The following is a 15,594-nucleotide window of genomic DNA, read 5'->3' as shown; positions in this document are numbered from 1 at the left end:
GGATGACGGCGCCGGAGGATCTGGCGCAGTCCGCGATCTACCAGCATCCGTCCGACACCCTGTTCGGGCGGATGCTGCCGCGCCTGCTGCACGCCCCGCGCTGGACCCGGCTGCGCCGCGCGCTGTCGCGGCGCTGGCCGATGCCGGCGCTGGTCAGCGATGTACGCGACGTGGTCTACGTGAGCTGGTGGGTCGACGTGCGCCACGCGCCGATGCCACCACCAGGCCATCACTACGTGGTCCACGCCGGACGCACGCCCTACACCATCCTCAGCTACCGGCACGGGCACTTCGGGCCCGCGCTGGCCGGGCCGCTGCGCTCGCTGATGCCGTCTCCCAGGCAGAGCAACTGGCGCTGGTACCTGCGTCGCGACGACGCTCCGGATGGGGCGCCGGTGGTGCTGTTCGATCGCAACGTGATGGACCAGCTGGCCTTCGTCGCCGGCGCGCGCGCTTTCAGTGATGCCATGCAGCCGCACCTGTCGGTGCACTTCACGCATGCGCTGGATGCCGAAGGCAGTGGCCACACGCGGATCGAGGGCGGGCAGGGCAGTGCCCCGGCGTTGCACCTGCAGTGGCAGGCCGCTGCGGGCTGGGACGATGCCGGGTGGGCGGCGGCCTTCGGCAGCCATCAGGCCCTGCTGCGTTTCCTGACCTGCCAGGACGAGGCCATCGCCCGTACCTGCGACCAGCGCTGGGCCAGCACCCGCATCGCTCTGCCGGTGGACATCGCACAGCTGCAACCGCTGCAGCTGGAGGGCGAACCACATTGCCCGCGCCTGCAGGCAATGGGCGTGGCGCTGCACGAGGGGCTGGCCTTCCGGCTGCCAAGGGTACCGTTCCGGGTCGTGTCCGAGCGCCTGTTGTGAGATTCTGGCCCTCTGTTTTCCAGCATCACAGATGGCCATGAGCACCACTGTCTACGGTTTGAAGAACTGCGATACCTGCAAGAAGGCGACCAAGTGGCTGGACCGCTTCGGCGTGCCGTACACCTTCGTCGACTACCGCGACAACAAGCCCAGCCCGGAAACGCTGCTGGCATGGGCGGCGCAGCTGGGTGGCCTGGCCGCGATGGTCAACAAGTCCTCCACCACCTGGCGGCAGCTGCCGGACAACCGCAAGGCCGCCGACTCCGAGGCCGAATGGAAGCTGCTGCTGCGCGAGTATCCGCAACTGATCAAGCGCCCCGTGGTGGTCACCTCCGACGGTACGGTCAGCCAGGGCTTCAGTGACAACGGCTTCAAAGCACGCTTCGGCGTGGGTGGCGCGTGAGCGCGGTTCTCGACCTGACCTGCGAGCTGATCGCTCGGCCCTCGGTGACGCCGGACGACGCCGGCTGCCAGGCGCTGCTGGCGGCACGGCTGAAGCAGGCCGGGTTCCACTGCGACCATCTGCGGCTGGGCGAGGTCGACAATCTGTGGGCGACCCATGGACAGGGCGCGCCGGTTCTGGTGTTGCTGGGCCACACCGACGTGGTGCCGACGGGCCCGCGCGAGGCCTGGGCCAGCGACCCGTTCACGCCGCAGATCCGTGACGGCGTGCTGTACGGCCGTGGCACCGCCGACATGAAAGGCAGCGTGGCGGCGTTCGTGGTGGCGGCCGAGCAGTTCATCGCCGCACATCCTGATCACCCCGGCACGCTGGCGGTGCTGTTGACCAGCGACGAGGAAGGCGATGCCATCGATGGCGTGCGCCACGTCGCACGGCTGTTCGCCGAGCGCGGCCAGCGCATCGACTGGTGCATCACCGGCGAGCCGTCGTCGACCGCGACGCTGGGTGACCTGCTGCGCGTGGGTCGTCGCGGCAGCCTGTCGGCCAAGCTGCGCGTGCAGGGCGTGCAGGGCCATGTGGCGTATCCGGAGAAGGCACGCAACCCGATCCACCAGGCGGCGCCGGCCCTGGCAGAGCTGAGTGCACGGCGCTGGGATGACGGCTACGAGAGCTTCCCGCCGACCAGCCTGCAGATCTCCAACATCCATGCCGGTACCGGTGCCAACAATGTGATTCCCGGCGAGCTCGAAGTGGATTTCAACATCCGCTACAACCCGCACTGGGATGCACCGAAGCTGGAAGCGGAGATCACCGCGCTGCTGGATCGGCATGGCCTGCAGTACACGCTGAAGTGGCATCGCAGCGGCGAGCCGTTCTACACCCCGGAAGGCACGCTGCGCGCTACCGCGCGTGCGGTGCTGGCCGAGCACATTGGCCGTGCACCGGAGGAAAGCACCGGCGGCGGCACGTCCGATGCCCGCTTCATCGCGCCATTGGGCGCGCAGTGCATCGAAGTGGGGCCGGTCAACGCCAGCATCCACCAGGTGGACGAGAACGTGCGCGTGGACGATCTGGAGGCATTGCCGGGGCTGTACCAGCGGCTGGTGGAACGGCTGCTGGTGGGAACCCCATGACGGAATGAATTCCGCGAGGGTGGGTGCCGACCGTTGGTCGGCACGCCTCCCGCCGGGGCCGCTTCTCTACTCCGAAAAAATGAAGAACGGCGGCTCGACCGCTTTTTTCCAGTAACTCGGCGCGGCCATGTAGAAGTGCTGCGCTTCGGCCCTGGCGAACCAGTGCGTCGCTGCGTCGGTGTCCTTCTCCACGCCCGGCGCACCGCGGCCCAGCAGCAGTCCGGCGAAGTACTGGCCGAACACATTGCCCTGCTCGCCGGCGCGCTGGTACAGCTGCAGCGCGCGCGCGGGATCGCGTGGCAGGCCTACGCCTTTTTCCAGCAGCGCGCCCAGATCGACCTGTGCGCCGGCGTCACCCGCAGCGGCACGGCGTTGGATCCTCGCCACCAGCGGATGCACGGTATCGCCTGTGGCCGCTACCGCGCCGGGCAGTCCCGACGATGACGACGCATAGCGCTGGTAGACCATCGCGCGCAGGTCCCAGCGCAGTGCTCGCTGGGCATCACCGCGCTCGCGATAGGCCTTGGCCAGGTCAAAGAACGCATACGGATTGCCGTGGTTGGCGGCAGCCAGAGACCAGCGTTCACCGCGTCGCCAGGACGCGCGCAGCACCGGAGCCGGGTTGATGTGGGGGCTGTCGGCATACCGCAGCGTGCCGGAGATCCAGATCCGGCCCAGTGCTTCTTCCGCCCTGGTGTTGTGGAAGGTCCAGGGTGTGGCCGCTGCGGCACGCTCGTAGTAGGCGATGGCGCGCGGATCGTTGAAGCGCTCGAAGGTTTGCGCGGTATCAAAGGCACCCTCGAAGCTGCCGTCGGTTCCGCGTTGTTCCAGGCCCTGCAGCTGAGCCGGCGGCAGGGGCGACGGCGGGGGCAGGGTCTGGCAGGCGGCCAGGCCCAGGCAGAGCAGGGCGGCCAGCGCCGCGTTGCGTCCAGTGCGGTGTTGCATTTCCATTACACGTTTCACGGCGGGCCATTATGCGCGCCGTGGAGTGGTTGCCAACGCAACGGTTGCGCCGTGCCGGAAACCGGGGTAGGGTCGATGCCATGTCGATCCGCCTGGCCACCGCCGTCAATAACAACAACCGCAATAATCTGCGCGCGAATAATCGTGCGCGGCCGATGCGGGACTGCGCCCTGGGTAGATAGACAGCAACACACGCCCGGACACCAGAAAACCCGCATCAGCCGATGCGGGTTTTTTTGTGCCCGGGCGCAGCCCCACCCGGGCCTGGATGGCCGGTCGAACACCTTCCCACCCGTGAAATCCCCCAACAGGAGCTCTCCCATGTGTTCGATCTTCGGAATCTTCGGCCTGCAGGCCGGTGACGATCTTCCAGCCCTGCGCCGCCATGCGCTGGAACTGTCGCAGCGCCAGCGCCACCGTGGCCCGGACTGGAGCGGCGTATACCTCGACGAAGGTGCGCTGCTGGTTCACGAGCGGCTGGCCATCGTCGACCCGGCCGGTGGTTCGCAGCCGCTGCTGTCGGCCGATGGCCAGCTGGCGCTGGCGGTGAACGGCGAGATCTACAACCACCAGGCATTGAAGGCGGCACTGACCACCGCCTACGACTTCCAGACCGGCTCGGACTGCGAGGTGATCAACGCGCTGTACCGCCAGGGTGGCGCGCCGGCGCAGTGGCTGGAACAGCTCAACGGCATCTTCGCCTTCGCGCTGTGGGACCGCGACAGCGGGCGCGTGCTGGTGGCGCGTGACCCGGTCGGCGTGGTGCCGCTGTACTGGGGCCACGATGCCCAGGGGCGCCTGCGCGTGGCCTCGGAAATGAAGGCACTGGTCGATACCTGTGCCGACGTCGCGCAGTTCCCGCCGGGGCACTACTTCGACAGTGCCAGTGGTGAGCTGGTGCGCTACTACCAGCAACCGTGGCGCGACTACGCCGACGTGCAGGGCCGGCAGGCCGATCTGGCCGAACTGCGCCAGGCGTTCGAGCATGCGGTGGAGCGCCAGCTGATGAGCGACGTGCCGTACGGCGTGCTGCTGTCCGGTGGCCTGGACTCGTCGCTGGTGGCAGCGGTGGCCGCACGCTATGCACGTCGCCGCATCGAGGATGGGGGGCAGACCGAAGCCTGGTGGCCGCGCCTGCACTCGTTCGCGATCGGCTTGAAGGGCTCGCCCGATCTGGCCGCCGCTGCGATCGCCGCTGAAGCGCTGGGCACCGTGCATCACGGCTTCGAGTACACCTTCGAGGAAGGCCTCGATGCGCTGCCGGAAGTGATCCGCCACATCGAGACCTACGACGTCACCACCATCCGCGCATCGACGCCGATGTTCCTGCTGGCGCGGCGGATCAAGGCGATGGGGGTGAAGATGGTGCTGTCCGGCGAGGGCAGTGACGAGATCTTCGGTGGCTACCTGTACTTCCACAAGGCACCGGATGCGCGTGAATTCCACGACGAGCTGGTACGCAAGCTCGACGCCCTGCACAACTACGACTGCCTGCGCGCCAACAAGTCGATGATGGCCTGGGGCGTGGAGCCGCGCGTGCCGTTCCTCGACCGTGAGTTCCTCGATGTGGCGATGCGCTTCGATGCCGCGCACAAGATGGTCGGTGCCGGTTTTGGTGGCCGTCGCATCGAGAAGGCGGTGCTGCGCGAGGCATTCGACGGCTACCTGCCGGACAGCATCCTGTGGCGGCAGAAGGAACAGTTCAGTGATGGTGTTGGCTACGGCTGGATCGATGGGCTGAAGGCACATGCCGAAGCACAGGTGAGCGACCGCGTACTGGCAGCGGCCGACAAGCGCTTCCCGCACAACCCGCCGCAGACCAAGGAGGCGTACTACTACCGCCACCTGTTCGAGCAGTTCTTCCCGAGCCGTGCGGCTGCCGAGACCGTGCCGGGCGGCAAGTCGATCGCCTGTTCGTCGCCGGCGGCCATTGCCTGGGACGCCAGCTTCGCCGCAGCTGCAGATCCGTCGGGTCGCGCGATCGCCGGCGTGCACACGCAGGCCCTGGCCTAACCCCCCAAAAAGGGGACGGAGGGGATTAAGTCGTTTGTGCCACATACGACTTAATCCCCTCCGTCCCCTTTTTGTATCATCGCCCCCCTGCACATTGGGGAATGTTCATGGACGTACAGACCGGGGGCCGGGCGCCGCCGATCAAGTGGGGATGGCGCTACCTGGCCTGGGCCGGGGTGCCGTTGCTGGCTGGCGTGCTGCTGGCGCGGTATGCCGGGCCGGCGGCGCCCGAGGCGGTTGCCCGTGCCACGGCTGCGGCCGAAGGCAGCTGGACACAGCATCTGGCGTCTCCGCTGGGCCTGTTCCTGCTGCAGCTGCTGGTGCTGCTGCTGGTGGCCAAGGGCGCGGGTGCGCTGCTCAAGCGCTTCGGGCAACCGGCGGTGATCGGCGAGATGGCCGCCGGCCTGATGATGGGGCCGCTGGTGCTCGGCAGCCTGTTGCCACAGCTGCACGGCATCCTGTTCCCGGCCAGTTCGCTGGGTCCGCTGGGCATGCTCAGCCAGTTGGGCGTGCTGATGTTCCTGCTGGTGGCCGGTGCCGAGCTGGACCTGGCGGCGTTGCGTGGCCGCCGGCGTTTCGCCTTCACGGTCAGCCATGCCGGCATTGCAGTGCCGTTCGTGCTCGGCGTCGCGTTGGCGATCTGGTTGTATCCGCAGCACGGACCACAGGGTGTGGGCTTCACCGCATTCGCACTTTTCGTGGGTATCTCGATGAGCATCACGGCCTTCCCCGTGCTGCTGCGCATCCTGGCCGATCGCGGGATCATACAGACGCCACTGGGGCAGACCGCGATCGCCTGCGCTGCCTTGGGCGATGCCACCGCGTGGTGCCTGCTGGCACTGATCGTGGCCGCCGCCCAGGCCAGCGGCTGGTTGCCGGCCAGCCTCAACCTGTTGTGCGTGGTCGCGTTCGTGGCGCTGATGCTGGGGCTGGTGAAGCCGTGGTTCGCGCGCCAGCAGGTTGCGCCGGGCCGTGAGGGGCGCTGGCTGCTCGGCATCCTGCTGTTGTCGCTGGGCAGTGCGCTGGTCACCGAGATGCTGGGCATCCACGCGCTGTTCGGGGCGTTCGCTGCGGGCGTCGCGGTATCGTCCAATGCGCAGTTGCGTGACCTGCTGATGGCCCGTGTCGAGCCGTTCGCGGTCACCCTGCTGCTGCCTTTGTTCTTCGCCATGACCGGGCTGCGCATGCGCGCCGATGCGCTGCAGGCCAGCGACATCGTGTTGTGCGTGCTGGTGATCGCGGTGGCCACGACAGGCAAGCTGCTGGGCACCTTCAGTGCCGCGCGCAGTGCCGGCATGCCCACGCGCGAAGCGTGGCGGCTGGGCGCGTTGATGAACACCCGCGGCCTGATGGAGCTGATCGTGCTCAACCTGGGTTACGAGCTGGGCCTGCTCGGCGACCGCCTGTTTCCGGTGCTGGTGATCATGGCGCTGGTGACCACGGCGATGACCGGGCCGCTGCTGAACCTGATCGAGCGGCGCAGGGTCTGAGTGCTGGACGGTAGTGCCGGCCGCTGGCCGGCATCCAGGCAAGTGTGTCCAGCATCATGAGGTTGCCGGCCAGCGGCCGGCACTACCGGGCCGGCACCAGCGTCATCGTGTGCTGCGCCTTGCCGGGCAGGAACGGCGTCGGGCGCCCATGCACCCAGTCCTCGTGGCCGGCGCCCCAGTACGGTGACAGCGGGTGGCCGCTCTGGCCGCCGGGCATGTGCACGATGCCGTCGGCCTCGTGGCCGGGCGAGACCACCATGCGCTCGGAGGCGCCGAAGTTCGGCGTCTGCACGCGCGGCATGTCCCGGTCGCCGGGCAGGCGGTCGGCCGGCATGCACAGCCAGCGCTTGGCGATGTCCGGCAGTGCCCGCGCGATGGGATGGCAGATCGCCGCGGTATTGCGTTCGCCCCAGCTGCGCTTGGCCAACGGCCCCTGCTTGGCCAGCTCACGCTCGGTACGGCGCGCGGCGTCGATCAGCAGCGCATCCCAGCTGTCGAAGGCCGGTGGCAGCAGGTTGGCCGGACGCTGCTGCAGCATCGGCCAGGCCACGCCTTCCAGCTGTGCCAGGCGCGGATCCAGATAGGCATCGCCCAGCTGCGCGTTGGCCGGGGCAAGCAGTGCATCGGATAGGGTCTCCATCACCTGGGTGCGGAATTCACGCACCACCCGGTAGCTCACTGAACTGGCCGAGGCGCGCCCGCCCCATTGATGGCTGACCTCCTTCAAACGCTTCAGCGCAGGGTCGTCACTGCGTTCGATGACGTCGTGCAGCAGAGCCCACCAGCGCTGCAGGAACACGGCGCGGTCGTCGAGCTGGATAGCCAGCAGGTCGTGCTCGTCGAAGCGCTCCTGGATCGCCAGCAGGTCGCGGATCTGCCGCGCCCGGGCACCGAGGTCATAGCCGCCGTTGCCGACGCTGGCCAGTGCCTCGCCGTCGAGGACGCGTCCATTGGCGGTCCACAGGCGATGGTTGGGGGGATCGATCAATGCCGGCGAGGCATCGCTGCGGATCGGCCACGGCGCGCAGTCCTGGTTGCTGGCGGCATTGAAGCCGGCCGGTGCACAGCCAGGGCCACGGTCCGGGCGGGCGCCGATCAGGCGCCAGGCGATGCGCCCGCTGCGATCACCGACCACCAGGTTCTGCGCGGGGATGCCGGCACGGTCGGCGAAGTGCAGTGCACCGTCCAGGTCACCGGCGCGGGCCAGATCAGCGAAGTCCAGGCGCACGGCGCCGGGCAGGTGTGCGACCCAGCGCAGCGCATCGCCACTGCCATCGGCATGGGTATGCAGGATCGGCCCCCAGGCGGTTTCGCGTACCGGGAACAGCACGTCGGCCTGGCCGGCCACGGCGATGCGTTCTTCGTGCACGGTCACCGCGGCGTTGGCCGGTTCCGTGCGGTAGTCCGCCGTGTCGATGTAGCTGTTGGTGAAGCCCCAGGCGACGTGCCCGTTGCTGCCGACGATCACTGCCGGCAGGCCGGGCAGCGAGAAGCCGGTGACATCGACCTGGCCGCCGGCGGCCTGCGGGTCGGGGTAGCGCAGGCGCACGCGGAACCACAGGCCGGGTGCACGCAGGCCCAGGTGCATGTCGTCGGCGACGATCGCGCGGCCGTCGGCGGTGAGTGCACCGGCCACCGCGAAGTTGTTGCTGCCGATGACGTCGGCCTCTTCCTGCTCGGTGCCCGTTTTTCCCTTCAACGTGCGCAGGTCCAGCTGGCTGGCATCGGGCAGGGCGGCGTTGCCGGTGGGTTCGCCGAACAGCGGTGCATCCCATTCGGTGCCGTCGTGGGCGATCAGTGCGTACAGCGCCGGCGGCACCACCGCGCGGATGCGGCTGAGCGCAAGCTCGGTCTGGTTGTCCGGGTCCTGCAGGTCGGCGTACATGGCCAGCCCGGTCAGCACGCTGTCGCTGGCCTGCCACGGTTGCGGTGACTGCCGCAGCAGCAGGTAGGCCCACGGGCGCACGGAGAGATCGGCCAAGCCCTCATTGACCCCACCGATATAGGCGCTCACGGCTTCGATGTTGTCGCCCAGCGCAGCCTGCATGTTCGCCTCGGTGCGCGCGCGCAGCCGATGCACGCGCATCCGCTTGTCAGCATCGATGGCCTTCGGCCCGAACAGCGCCGACAGCTCGCCAGCGGCACTGCGGCGCATCAGGTCCATCTCGAAAAAACGTTCCTGCGCATGCACGCGGCCGAGCGCACGCATCGCGTCGGCCTGACTGCTGGCGGTAATGGTGACCACGCCCAGCGCATCGCGCTCGATCGTGACCGGCTTGGCCAGGCCCGGCAGCGTATGCTCGCCATCCAGGTCGGCCAGGCTGCCGCGCAGCAGCAGCCACAGCACCAGGGCGGTGACCAGCATGATGGCGATCAACACGCCCAGCACCCAACGCCATGTACGTCGCATCGCACGTCCTTTCCGAACTCGTGGGCTGATTGTAGCCGCAGGCGCAACTGCGACTGATTCCGATTAGATCACCGTATTTTGAAATGCGGCACCCTATGTCACATCGATTCACAGGAGCCCCCCCATGAAAGGCAACCCGGACGTCATCGCCTGCCTGAAGGAACTGCTGCGCGGCGAGCTTGCTGCCCGCGACCAGTACTTCATCCATTCCCGCCGCTACGAGGACCAGGGCCTGTTCGCGCTGTATGAACGCCTGAACCACGAGATGGAAGAGGAAACCCAGCACGCCGATGCGCTGCTGCGCCGGATCCTGTTCCTGGGCGGCGACCCGGACATGCGCCCGCATGCCACCGAGCCGGGCAAGACCGTGGAGGAGATGCTGCAGAAGGACCTCGATACTGAATACGCCGTTCGGAACAATCTCGCTGCCGGCATGAAGCTGTGCGAGGAGAAGGGCGACTACGTGAGCCGCGACATCCTGCTGGCGCAGCTGAAGGACACCGAGGAAGACCACGCCTGGTGGCTGGAGCAGCAGCTGGGCCTGATCAAGCGCATCGGCCTGGAGCTGTACCAGCTGAGCAAGATCGACGGCAACGGCGCTCCGGCGCACTGAGCCGCAGATGGCGCCGGGTCATGCCCGGCGACTACCCGGTAGAGCCGACCGCTGGTCGGCTGCTCTGCAAAAAGCAGCCGACCAGCGGTCGGCTCTACCAGAAGAAGCACAGCGTTCTGTCGCCAGCCAGCACCAGAGCATCGCCAGCCAGCCTTCGCCCGCCAGCTGCTCTACCGCCCGCCAGCCGACAACGAAAAAGCCGGGGAATGCCCCGGCTTTTTCGTGTCCGGGGTCGGATCCGTTTTCAACGAAAACGGCTCTGACCCCATTGGGATGGAAAACGCCAACCGGGGTTGGCGTCTACCGGGGCAAGGCGTGTCAACCAAGGTTGACACCTACCAGGAGCGGTTTCCCGGGGTCAGAGCCCTTTCTCCTGGAAAGGGATCCGACCCCTCACCCCTCACTCCACCGACAACCCTTCCACCTTCTGCCAGCCGCGCGGCAACAGGTGGCCGCGGGTGGCGCGGGCGCCGAGGTACGCTTCCAGTTCGTTGAACTTCAGGCCCATGGTGCGCTGGCCACTGCGTACCTGCAGGGTCTGGCCGGGGCTGATTGCAACCACGGCGACCACGCGTTCGGTGGCGAGCTTGGCCTTCGGGATCTCGATGATCTTGTTGCCCTTGCCCTTGTCCAGTTCCGGCAGGTCGTTGGCGGCGATCGCCAGCAGGTTGCCGGAGCTGGTCACCGCCACGATGCGATCGGTGGTGACGTTGGCGACCACCGACGGGGTCAGCACCGATGAACCGGCCGACAGGTTCAGCATCGCCTTGCCGGCCTTGTTGCGGCCGATCAGGTTTTCGAAGCGGGTGACGAAGCCGTAGCCGTGGGTGGAGGCCAGCACGAAGCGGGTGTCTGGCTCGGCGCTGGCCAGAGTCACGAAGCTGGTGCCCGGTGCCGGCGAGAAGCGGCCGGTCAGCGGTTCACCGTTGCCACGCGCGGAAGGCAGGGTATGCACCGGCGTCGAGTAGGCGCGGCCCTCGCTGTCGAGGAACGCCACCTGCTGCGTGCTGCGCGCACGTACCGCGCCCTGCAGGGCGTCGCCGTCGCGGTAGGACAGGGCGGACGCATCGACGTCGTGGCCCTTGGCCGCACGGATCCAGCCCTTCTCCGACAGCACCACGGTCATCGGCTCGCTCGGCACCAGCTCGGTCTCGTCGATGGCCTGTGCCGCCTGGCGCTGCACCAGCGGCGAGCGGCGGGCGTCGCCGAACTTCTTGGCGTCGGCGGTCAGTTCGTCGCGGATCAGCTTCTTCAGCTTGGCCTTGCTGTCGAGGATGCCGATGATCTTTTCGCGCTCCTTGGCCAGCTCGTCCTGCTCGCCACGGATCTTCATCTCTTCCAGGCGGGCCAGCTGCTTCAGCTTGGTTTCCAGGATGTACTCGGCCTGGTCGTCGGACAGGCCGAAGCGCGCGATCAGCGCCGCCTTCGGTTCGTCCTCGGTACGGATGATGTGGATCACCTCGTCCAGGTTGAGGAAGGCGACCAGCAGGCCTTCCAACAGATGCAGGCGGCGCTCGACCTTCTGCAGGCGGTGCTGCAGGCGGCGGGTGACCGTGTTGCTGCGGAAGGTCAGCCATTCGCTGAGCAGCATCTTCAGGTTCTTCACCTGCGGACGGCCGTCCAGCCCGATCACGTTGAGGTTGACGCGGTAGCTGCGCTCCATGTCCGTGGTCGCGAACAGGTGGCCCATCAGCTGGTCGGCGTCGACGCGGTTGGAACGCGGCACCAGCACCACGCGCACCGGGTTGGCATGGTCGGACTCATCGCGGATGTCCTCCAGCCACGGCAGCTTCTTGGCGCGCATCTGCGCGGCGATCTGCTCGATCACCTTCGACGGCGACACCTGGAACGGCAGCGCGGTGACCACGATGTTGTGCGCTTCCTTGGTGAAGGTCGCACGTGCGCGCACGCTGCCGTTGCCGGTCTCGTAGATGTTCCGCAGGTCGTTGGCCGAGGTGATGATCTCGGCGCTGGACGGGTAGTCCGGGCCCTGCACGTGCTCGCACAGGTCGCGCACGCTGGCATCGGGGTTGTCCAGCAGGTGCAGCAGCGCGCTGACGATCTCGTTGAGATTGTGCGGCGGCACGTCGGTGGCCATGCCCACGGCGATGCCGGTGGTGCCGTTCAGCAGCAGGTGCGGCAGCCGCGCCGGCATCCAGGTCGGCTCCTGCAGGGTGCCGTCGAAGTTCGGTGCCCAGTCGGTGGTGCCCTGGCCCAGCTCGCCCAGCAGCACTTCGGCGATCGGGGTCAGCTTGGATTCGGTGTAACGCATCGCCGCGAACGACTTCGGGTCGTCGCTGGAGCCGAAGTTGCCCTGGCCCTCGATCAGCGGGTAGCGGTACGAGAACGGCTGGGCCATCAGCACCAGCGCCTCGTAGCACGCGCTGTCGCCGTGCGGGTGGTACTTACCGATGACGTCACCGACGGTGCGCGCGGACTTCTTCGGCTTGGACGCGGCGTTCAGGCCCAGCTCGCTCATCGAATAGATGATGCGGCGCTGCACCGGCTTCAGGCCGTCGCCGATGAACGGCAGGGCGCGGTCCAGGACCACATACATCGAGTAGTCGAGGTAGGCGCGTTCGGCGTACTCGCGCAGCGGCAGTTGTTCGAATCCGTGGAACACGGGGCGGGCAAGTTCGGTCATGCGGCGTTGTTACCTGTTGTCGGGAGGCGGCGACGGCGGTCGCCGCTCGCAATCCTGTGATTATCCGGATGCGGCCGGGGATGCCAAGCCACGTGCAGGGTCCAGCCCGGTTTCCAGGCCGTGCCCGGCCCGTGCCAGGTAGCGCCCGGGCGGCAGCCCGAAGTGGCGGCGGAACACGGTGACGAAGGCGCTGGCGCTGCTGAAGCCCAGCGCGTGGGCGATGTCGGCCACGCTGCGGCCGTCGGTCAGCTGGCGCAGCGCCTCGGACAGGCGGGCCTGCTGCCGCCACTGGGCGAAGCTGAGCGTGGTCTCGTCGCGGAAGTGACGGGTCAGGCTGCGCGGTGACAGGCCGGCCCAATGCGCCCATTCGGCCAGGCTGCGCTCGTCGGAGGGGTCGGCCAGCAACTGCGAGGCGATCTTCAGCAGGCGCCTGTCGTGGGGCATCGGCAGGTGCATGCGCTGGCGCGGCGCGCTTCGGATCTCGTCCAGCAGCACGTCGATGATGTGCTGGCGCTCGGGCGTGGTGTCATAGCCCAGCGGCCATTCGCAGACGCGGTCGGCCAGCGCCTGCGCCAGCTTGGACAGGCCCAGCACGCAGGGATCGGCGGGCAGGGTGGCGCAGGCCGGTGCGGCCAACGCCATGCCCCAGCCGCGCAGCGGGCCGTCGAGGGTGACCGTGTGCGGTTCCAGCGGCGGCATCCAGCCGGCCGAGCCCGGCGCCAGCGACCAGGTGCCATGCGAGGTGCGGGTGGTCAGCAGGCCGCGTTCGACGCAGATCAGCTGGGCACGCTGGTGGTGGTGCCAGTCCACCTCACGGGCCAGGCCCTGCTGGCTGTCGAAGCGGAAGGCGATGACCGGCGGGCCGTCATTGCGCTCGAACCAGTCCAGTGCGTCATCCCTGAGCAGGCGCTTGGGAACCTGAATTTCTGCCTTGTTCATCATGCCCACTGGCTGAAATGTGTCATCCATTGGCTGGATTGTACTACCGGGCCACCTGACCAGATCATTAAGGTAGGCGCCTTCACTGATCGAGCCCGCTGCTGCAACACAGCATTCGATGCCAGATCGAATATTTCCATTGAGAAATATTTTTTTTGGAAGAGAATGCTCCCCCATGATCTGTCCTGCAACCACTCCCCCCAGCTTCGGCCTGCTGCTGCGCCAGGTGCGCGACGGCCTGGTCCGCCAACTCGACGCGTCCATGGCTGAAGAAGATCTGGGCATCGGCTTCACCCACTACATCGGGTTGAAGGTGCTATCCAGCATGGCGCCGTGCACCGCCAACGAACTGGCCCAGGCCATCGACCAGGTGCCCAGCGCGGTGACCCGGCTGCTGGACAAGCTGGAGGCGCTGGGCTGCGTCCGCCGCGAGCCGCATGCGCAGGACCGGCGGGCACTGCAGATCGTACTGACCGATGAAGGCCGCGCGTTGTGGGCGCGGCTGAAGCTGCGCGGCGACGCGGTGATGGATTACGCCCTGCGCGATCTTTCCGCCGATGAGCGCACGCTGCTGCTGTCCCTCCTTACCCGAATCCGCGATTCACTGACGACCCCATGAACCCGATCCCGCATTCCACTCTCCGCCGGTCCGGGCGCGCGCTGCTGGTGTCAGCGCTGGCCCTGGCCCTGGCCGCCTGCGCCAGCAGCCGTGGCCTCAATCCGCAGGGCCACGTGCTTGATGTGGACAGCCTGCACAGCGAACGCACGCTGGCCGACACCGACCTGAGCGCCGCCGGCTTCCCGGCGCAGGACTGGTGGAAGGCACTGGGCGATGCGCAGCTGGACGCGCTGGTTGCCGAGGGCCTGGCCGGTCACCCGAGCCTGGACGCCGCCGATGCGCGCCTGCGCCAGGCCCAGGCCCAGGTTGGCACCGCGCGTGCCGATGAGCTGCCCAGCCTGTCGGTGTCCGGTGGCTACACCGGCCTGCGCCTGCCCGAGTCGATGGTCGGCAGCGAGATGGGCGGCCGCTATGGCGGCAGCAGCCAGGTCGCCTTCGATTTCAGCTACGGCGTGGACCTGTGGGGCGGCAAGCGCGCCGCCTGGGAAGCCGCCGTGGATGGCGCGCATGCCGCCACCGTCGAAGCCCAGGCCGCACGCCTGAACCTGTCCACCGGCATTGCCCAGGCCTATGCCGATCTGGCTTACGCGTGGCAGCTCAACGACGTGGCCGAGGAAGAACTGACCCGCTCGCAGAAGTCGCTGCAGCTGACCCGCCAACGCCGCAGCGCCGGCATCGACAGCGATCTGCAGGTGCGCCAGGCCGAGGCCCGCGTGCCGGCCGCGCAGCAGCAGGTACTGGCCGCGCAGCAGCGCATCGATGCCGCCCGCACCGCGCTGGCCGCACTGGTCGGCAAGGGTCCGGATCGTGGCCTGTCGATCCAGCGCCCGCAGCCGTTGAACCCGATGGCATTGCAGCTGCCGGGCGTGCTGCCCAGCGAACTGCTGGGCCGTCGCCCCGACATCGTGGCTGCGCGCTGGCGCGTGGAAGCGGCCGACAAGCAGATCAAGGTTGCCAAGACCAAGTTCTACCCGAGCTTCAACCTGACCGCGCTGGCCGGCGTGGTTGCCCCGAACGTGGGTGACCTGCTGAAGAGCAGCTCCACCTTCGCCTACATCGGCCCGGCGTTGAGCCTGCCGATCTTCGAAGGCGGCAAGCTGCGCGCCAACCTGGCCAACACCGACGCGCAGTACGACCTGGCGGTGGCCAACTACAACCAGGCCGTGCTCGATGCACTGCGCGACGTCGCCGACCAGGTCAACGCGGTGCGCTCGCTGGCACAGCAGGCGCACGCGCAGCAGCAGGCCGTGGACACCGCACGCTCGGCCTTCGACCTGGCCCAGCAGCGCTACCGCGCCGGCATCGGCAGCTATCTGGACGTGCTGACCGCGCAGTCCACCCTGCTGCAATCGCAGCAGCAGCTGGCCGGCCTGCAGTCGCAGCAGGTGCAGACCTCGGTGCGCCTGAGCAAGGCGCTGGGCGGTGGTTTCCAGCCCGCTGACGCCGACCGCGCACCGATCGCCTCCCATTCCGATTCCTCGCATTCCTGAAGACGCCC

The 15,594-nt window shown here is 68.0% G+C and carries 12 protein-coding genes; 8 read left to right on the top strand and 4 right to left on the bottom strand.

The annotated features are described in order from the left end of the window. The first annotated feature begins 2 nt into the window (after positions 1-2). The 3 genes from DFO63_RS11850 to dapE are packed head-to-tail and all read left to right on the top strand — an operon-like array spanning position 3 to position 2,405. Entirely contained in the window at positions 3-869 is an 867-nt protein-coding gene (locus DFO63_RS11850) for a hypothetical protein (RefSeq protein ID WP_049446226.1), read from the top strand. 31 nt (positions 870-900) lie between these two features. Further along, positions 901-1,272: an arsenate reductase gene (locus tag DFO63_RS11845; protein WP_182474420.1), complete on the top strand. Its 372-nt coding sequence runs from the start codon at positions 901-903 to the stop codon at positions 1,270-1,272. Continuing rightward, complete coding sequence (dapE, locus tag DFO63_RS11840; RefSeq protein ID WP_119007022.1) at positions 1,269-2,405, top strand: succinyl-diaminopimelate desuccinylase; 1,137 nt, start codon at positions 1,269-1,271, stop codon at positions 2,403-2,405. The genes DFO63_RS11845 and dapE overlap by 4 nt, the downstream gene beginning before the upstream one ends. 66 nt (positions 2,406-2,471) lie before the next feature. Here the strand turns inward: dapE and DFO63_RS11835 are convergent, their stop codons facing one another. After that, entirely contained in the window at positions 2,472-3,350 is an 879-nt protein-coding gene (locus DFO63_RS11835) for an SEL1-like repeat protein (RefSeq protein WP_119007021.1), read from the bottom strand. Positions 3,351-3,689: 339 nt separating this feature from the next. On the opposite strand from DFO63_RS11835, the gene asnB reads away from it, so the two are divergent. Then, positions 3,690-5,381: an asparagine synthase B gene (asnB, locus tag DFO63_RS11830; RefSeq protein ID WP_119007020.1), complete on the top strand. Its 1,692-nt coding sequence runs from the start codon at positions 3,690-3,692 to the stop codon at positions 5,379-5,381. Between the two features lie 101 nt (positions 5,382-5,482). Beyond that, a complete protein-coding gene (locus DFO63_RS11825) occupies positions 5,483-6,871 on the top strand; it encodes a cation:proton antiporter (protein WP_119007019.1) in 1,389 nt (462 codons plus the stop codon). Positions 6,872-6,953: 82 nt separating this feature from the next. Here DFO63_RS11825 and DFO63_RS11820 read toward each other — a convergent pair whose 3' ends face one another. Continuing rightward, on the bottom strand, positions 6,954-9,281 hold the full coding sequence (locus DFO63_RS11820) for a penicillin acylase family protein (RefSeq protein ID WP_119007018.1): 2,328 nt from the start codon (positions 9,279-9,281) through the stop codon (positions 6,954-6,956). Between the two features lie 124 nt (positions 9,282-9,405). Between DFO63_RS11820 and bfr the strand changes: the two genes are divergently transcribed. Further along, positions 9,406-9,894, top strand: coding sequence for a bacterioferritin (gene bfr / locus DFO63_RS11815; RefSeq protein WP_005408763.1), 489 nt, complete (start codon positions 9,406-9,408; stop codon positions 9,892-9,894). Positions 9,895-10,294: 400 nt separating this feature from the next. Here bfr and parC read toward each other — a convergent pair whose 3' ends face one another. Both parC and DFO63_RS11805 read right to left on the bottom strand, forming a co-directional pair. Next, positions 10,295-12,538: a DNA topoisomerase IV subunit A gene (gene parC / locus DFO63_RS11810; RefSeq protein WP_119007017.1), complete on the bottom strand. Its 2,244-nt coding sequence runs from the start codon at positions 12,536-12,538 to the stop codon at positions 10,295-10,297. Positions 12,539-12,598: 60 nt separating this feature from the next. Beyond that, the gene (locus DFO63_RS11805; RefSeq protein ID WP_042358602.1) at positions 12,599-13,480 is read right to left on the bottom strand and encodes a helix-turn-helix transcriptional regulator; all 882 of its coding nucleotides are present in this window, start codon (positions 13,478-13,480) and stop codon (positions 12,599-12,601) included. A 172-nt stretch (positions 13,481-13,652) separates the two neighbouring features. Here DFO63_RS11805 and emrR point away from each other — a divergent pair, with 172 nt between their 5' ends. Both emrR and emrC read left to right on the top strand, forming a co-directional pair. Beyond that, positions 13,653-14,096 carry a multidrug efflux system transcriptional regulator EmrR gene (emrR, locus tag DFO63_RS11800; protein WP_014036527.1) on the top strand — a complete coding sequence of 148 codons (444 nt, stop codon included), beginning with the start codon at positions 13,653-13,655 and terminating at the stop codon, positions 14,094-14,096. Further along, positions 14,093-15,586 carry a multidrug efflux transporter outer membrane subunit EmrC gene (gene emrC, locus DFO63_RS11795; RefSeq protein WP_049446211.1) on the top strand — a complete coding sequence of 498 codons (1,494 nt, stop codon included), beginning with the start codon at positions 14,093-14,095 and terminating at the stop codon, positions 15,584-15,586. The genes emrR and emrC overlap by 4 nt, the downstream gene beginning before the upstream one ends. The last annotated feature ends 8 nt before the right edge of the window (positions 15,587-15,594 follow it).

The sequence above is a fragment of the Stenotrophomonas sp. AG209 genome, assembly GCF_003550055.1.
Classification (GTDB): Bacteria; Pseudomonadota; Gammaproteobacteria; order Xanthomonadales; family Xanthomonadaceae; genus Stenotrophomonas.
The sequence above is the reverse complement of the archived record's forward strand: the minus strand, read 5'-3'. Positions and strand labels throughout refer to the sequence as shown.